The organism is Actinomadura sediminis (assembly GCF_042675525.1).
Lineage (GTDB): Bacteria > Actinomycetota > Actinomycetes > Streptosporangiales > Streptosporangiaceae > Spirillospora > Spirillospora sediminis.
In genome coordinates this window covers 1-4,890 of record NZ_JBHTJA010000203.1, presented here as the reverse complement: position 1 = coordinate 4,890, position 4,890 = coordinate 1, and the positions used below count along the sequence as shown (strand labels likewise).

At 74.0% G+C, this 4,890-nt stretch carries 4 protein-coding genes; 3 read left to right on the top strand and 1 reads right to left on the bottom strand.

Features of this window, described 5'->3' with window-relative positions:
- From ACFQ11_RS37080 to ACFQ11_RS37070, 3 genes are all read left to right on the top strand, one after another.
- Positions 1-905, top strand: a 905-nt coding sequence (locus ACFQ11_RS37080; protein ID WP_378307537.1) for a glycosyltransferase, incomplete at its 5' end; no start/stop codon positions are given.
- Positions 906-1,140: 235 nt separating this feature from the next.
- Positions 1,141-2,178: a TerC family protein gene (locus ACFQ11_RS37075; RefSeq protein WP_378307535.1), complete on the top strand. Its 1,038-nt coding sequence runs from the start codon at positions 1,141-1,143 to the stop codon at positions 2,176-2,178.
- A gap of 77 nt (positions 2,179-2,255) precedes the next feature.
- The gene (locus tag ACFQ11_RS37070) at positions 2,256-4,454 is read left to right on the top strand and encodes an acyl-CoA dehydrogenase (protein ID WP_378307533.1); all 2,199 of its coding nucleotides are present in this window, start codon (positions 2,256-2,258) and stop codon (positions 4,452-4,454) included.
- Positions 4,455-4,604: 150 nt separating this feature from the next.
- Here the strand turns inward: ACFQ11_RS37070 and ACFQ11_RS37065 are convergent.
- Positions 4,605-4,890, bottom strand: a 286-nt coding sequence (locus ACFQ11_RS37065; RefSeq protein ID WP_378307531.1) for a hypothetical protein, incomplete at its 5' end; no start/stop codon positions are given.

Genomic DNA, 4,890 nt, shown 5'->3' with positions numbered 1-4,890 from the left:
CGGCGGCGGCGTGCCCGCGGCCCGCGCCGGGCCCGCTGCGGATCGCGCGGGGCGGGCCGCCGCTGGCGGTCACCCTGCACAACGCCGTCATCGCGGGAGGCCGGACCGCCGCGGTCTACGGGGCGCTGGAGCGGGTCGTGGCGCGCGGCGCCGACGTCGTCCTCGGGGTGTCGCCGGACCTGGAGGAGCGGATGCGCGACCTCGGCGCCCGCTCGACGGGGCACGCGCTCGTGCCCTCGCCCGCGCCGCGCGCCCACCCCGGACCGGCCGCCCGCGCCGACCGGCGCGCGGAGCTGGGCGTGGGGGAGCGGCCGCTGATCCTCACGGTGGGGCGGCTCGCCGACCAGAAGGGGTTCCCGACGCTGCTGGACGCCGCCCGCGGCTGGGCCGCCCGCGAACCGCGGCCGCTCGTCGCGATCGCGGGCGACGGGCCGCTGGAGGACGAGCTGCGCGCCCGCATCGACCGCGAGGGGCTGCCGGTGGTGCTGCTCGGCCGCCGCAAGGACGTGCCCGAGCTGCTGGCGGCCGCCGACGTCGCGGCCGTCCCGAGCGTGTGGGAGGGGCAGCCGCTGATCGTGCAGGAGATCCTGCGGGCGGGGCGGCCGCTGGTCGCCACCCGGGTCGGCGGGATCCCGGGCCTGGTGGGCGCCGCCGACCGGACGGGCGGCGGGCTGCTGCAGGGACCCGAGAGCGAGGCGGCGCTGCTCGTCCCGCCCGGGGACGCCGGGGCGCTGGAACGCGCGGTGAGCCGGGTGCTGGACGACCCGGCGCTCGCGGCGCGGCTGGCGTCGGCCGCGGCCGCGCGGGCCGCGCTGCTGCCGGACGAGGGCGACGCCGTCGACCAGCTCGTCCGCCTCTACCGGGAGCTGCGGGAGGGGCGCGCCCGGCGCGGGAGCGGCGCGTGACGGGGCCTTAGACGCCTCCCCGCGGGCCCGGGTTCTGAAAAGGGTCAAAGAAATTTGGCGGATCGGGAACCGGCCGATGGGGGATCACGTTTAAGGAGGCAGTGGAGGGGAGTATCCCTGCGCGCGGTTCTCGTCAGCACGGCCGGTCCGTACCGGCCCGGGTTCCGCGGCCCGTTCCCTGCAGGGCGGGAGAGACCTCCGGCGCTCTGACATGTCCGCCGGAGGAGAGTTCACCTTGTCCGTAGCCCCCTGGGTGTGGGCCCTGACGCTCGTCGGGATCCTCGCCGTCATCCTCGCCGACCTCTTCATCATCCACCGGAACGACACCCGGGAGTTCACCACCCGGCGCGCCGCGTTCTGGTCGTCGATCTACATCGGCCTCGCCGTTGTCTTCGGCCTCGGCGTCTGGGCCTTCTCCGGAGGCGAGTACGCCGCGCAGTACTTCGGCGGCTTCGTCACCGAGAAGAGCCTGAGCGTCGACAACCTCTTCGTGTTCATGGTGATCCTGGCGCGGTTCGCCGTGCCGAAGCGGTCGGAGCACACCGTGCTGATGGCCGGGATCATCATCGCGCTGGTGCTGCGCGGCATCTTCATCGCGGTCGGCGCGGCGGCCCTCGCCGCCTTCACCTGGGTCTTCTTCATCTTCGGCGCGATCCTCATCTGGACGGCCTTCGGGCTGGTCCGCGGCGAGGACGACGACGAGGTCGGGGAGAACGGCATCCTGCGCTGGGCGAAGCGGGTCATCCCGACGGCCGACCGCTACGAGGGCAACAGGTTCTTCACCCGGGAGAACGGCCGCCGCCTGGCCACCCCGCTGCTGATCGTCATGATCGCGATCGGCACCACCGACGTGCTGTTCGCGCTGGACTCCATCCCGGCGATCTTCGGCCTGACCACCGAGCCGTACCTGGTGTTCACCGCCAACGCGTTCGCGCTGATGGGCCTGGTGCAGCTCTACTTCCTGCTGGGCGGCCTCGCCGACCGGCTCGCCTACCTCAGCCACGGGCTGGCGTTCATCCTCGGGTTCATCGGCGTGAAGCTGGTGCTGCACGCGCTGCACGAGTACGGCTTCCACTGGGCCCCGGACATCCCGATCTGGCTGTCGCTCTCGGTCATCGCCGGCACCCTCGTCGCCGTCACCGTGGTCAGCCTCGTCGCCCCGCCGAAGAAGTCCGTGAAGCCGTCGGCGAAGCCGGCCGTGGAGAAGGACGCGCAGGTCGGGGGCGACGTGGCGGGCGGCGAGGAACGCGACGCCCGCGCCGCGCTCGACTGAGACCCGGGTCACCGTCCCGCCCGAACAGAACTCTGTTCTAGAATCGCGCCAACAGCGGTCTGAGAAGGGTTGGACGCATGGCCATCGGGTTGACCGAGGAGCACGAGGCGCTCGCCGAATCGGTGCGCGGCTTCGCCGAGCGCAACATCCCGGCGACGGTCGTACGGGCCGCGCTGGACGCGGACGAAGAGACGAGGCCCGCCTTCTGGTCGGCCCTGGCCGAGCAGGGCCTGCTGGGCCTGCATATCGACGAGAAGCACGGCGGGCAGGGCTACGGGCTGCTCGAGCTGGCGATCGTGGTGGAGGAGCTGGGCCGCGCCGCCGCGCCCGGCCCGTTCCTGCCCACGGTGCTCGCCGGCGCGGTGATCGACCATTCCGGCAACGCCAAGGCGTGCGCGGAGCTGCTGCCGGTCCTGGCGGACGGGTCGCGCACCGCGGCCGTCGCCCTCGAGGGCGCGCTGACCGCCCGCCGCGACGGCGACACGCTCGTCGTCTCCGGGGAGGCCGCCACGGTGCTCGGCGCGTCCCTCGCGGACGTGCTGGTCCTGCCGGTGACGGCGGAGGACGGCGCCGAGCACTGGGTCGCGGTCGACGCGGCCGACGTCACCGTCACCCCGGTCGAGAGCCTGGACCGGGCCCGGCGCGTCGCGAAGGTCGCGGCGTCCGGTGTCACGGTCACCGCCGACCGGCTGCTGGACGACGTCACCACCCGGCGGGTCCGGGACCTCGCGGCGGCGCTGTTCGGCGCCGAGGCGGCGGGCGCGGCCGGCTGGCTGGTCACCACCGCCGCCGAGTACGCGAAGGTCCGCGAGCAGTTCGGCCGCCCGATCGGGCAGTTCCAGGGCGTCAAGCACAAGGCCGCCCGGATGCTGATCGCGCTCGAGCAGGCCCGCGCCGCCGCCTGGGACGCGGCCCGCGCGCTCGACGACGCGTCCCCCGACGCCGGGTTCGCCGCCGCGGTCGCCGCGGTGATCGCCGCGGACGCGGGCGTCCAGACGGCCCGCGACGCCATCCAGATCCTCGGCGGCATCGGGTTCACGTGGGAGCACGACGCGCACGTGTACCTGCGCCGCACGCTCACCCTGCGCGCCCTGCTCGGCCCCGCCAAGGACTGGGCCGCGGAGGTCGCCGCGACCGCCCTGGCCGGCGGCCGCCGGGAGGTCGTCCTCGAACTCGACGAGGACGCGCAGCCGACCCGCGAGCGCATCCAGGCCGAGATCGCCGAGCTGGCGAAGATCGAGGACAAGACCGAGCGCAACGTCCGGATGGGCGACGAGGGCTGGACCGTCCCGCACTTCCCGAAGCCGTGGGGCCGCGCCGCCGGGCCGGTCGAGCAGGTCCTCATCCAGCAGGAGCTGAAGGCCGCCGGGGTCAAGGCCCCGAACCTGGTGATCGGCGCGTGGCTGGTGCCCTCGCTCGTCCGCTACGGGACCGAGGAGCAGAAGGAGCGGTTCCTGCGCCCGACACTGCGCGGGCAGCTGAGCTGGTGCCAGCTGTTCTCCGAGCCCGGCGCGGGCTCGGACCTGGCGTCCCTGTCGATGAAGGCCGAGCGGGTCGAGGGCGGCTGGAAGCTCACCGGCCAGAAGATCTGGACGTCGATGGCGCAGATGGCCCAGTGGGGCTTCTGCATCGCCCGCACCGACCCCGACGCCGCCAAGCACGACGGGATCACGTACTTCCTCGTCGACATGAAGGCCCCGGGCGTGGACGTCCGCCCGCTGCGCGAGCTGACCGGTGACGCCCTGTTCAACGAGGTCTTCCTCGACGGCGTGTTCGTCCCCGACGAGCAGGTCGTCGGCGAGGTGAACCAGGGCTGGCAGGTCGCCCGCAACACCCTGTCCAACGAGCGGGTGTCGCTGTCCACCGGCGGCGGCCTCGGGATGGGCGTCCCCGAACTGCTGAACTTCTTCCGGGGCAAGGAGCTGGACGCCGTCGCGACGAGCGAGGTCGGCAAGCTCATCGCGCAGGGCCAGTCGATCGACCTGCTCGGGCTGCGCACCACGCTCAAGCAGCTCAACGGCGTGGAGCCGGGCGCGGAGGCGAGCGTCCGCAAGCTCCTCGGCGTCCAGTTCAACCAGGACGTCGCCGACTACTGCTGGGCGTCGCAGGGCGCGGCCGCCGCCACCGAGGTCCCGATGACCGAGGGCGGCATCGTGGCCCGCGCGATGCTGTTCAGCCGCTCGATGACGATCTACGGCGGCACCACCGAGGTACAGCTGAACATCATCGGCGAGCGTCTCCTCGGCCTGCCCCGCGACCCCGAGCCCGGCAAGTAACGCACGCCCCCGCGAGCCTCGCGTGGCGGGAGGTCCGTGCGCGGACACCGGCCGCGCGAGGCGCCGGGGACGGCGACCGGAGCGCGCACGAGGACGACGCGGCGACGCGCGGTTCGCACAGCCGGGGGTCCCGCGGGGACGCCCCTCCGGCTAGCGGCGCCCGAACGCGTAGGTGACGTTCAGCAGGACGATCGCCGTGAGGGTGAACACCAGCCCGGGCAGCCCGGCGTTGATCGCCGTGATCGCGCTCAGCGGGATCGCGGCGAGCAGCGACAGCACGGCGAGGGCCAGGCCGTGGTCGCGGCCGGGCGCCGCCGGCGCGGGAGCCCGGGCGGGACGGGCCCGCGGCGCGGGCGCCGGGACGCGCACGCCGATGGCGTCGAGCGCCTCCTCGATCCGGTTCACGACCGTCTCGATGAAGGCGTCGTCGTAGTCG

Bases quoted from the DNA above. Each gene is read 5' to 3' on its own strand.
- ACFQ11_RS37070 (WP_378307533.1), top strand. From the start codon at position 2,256: ATGGCCATCGGGTTGACCGAGGAGCACGAGGCGCTCGCCGAATCGGTG.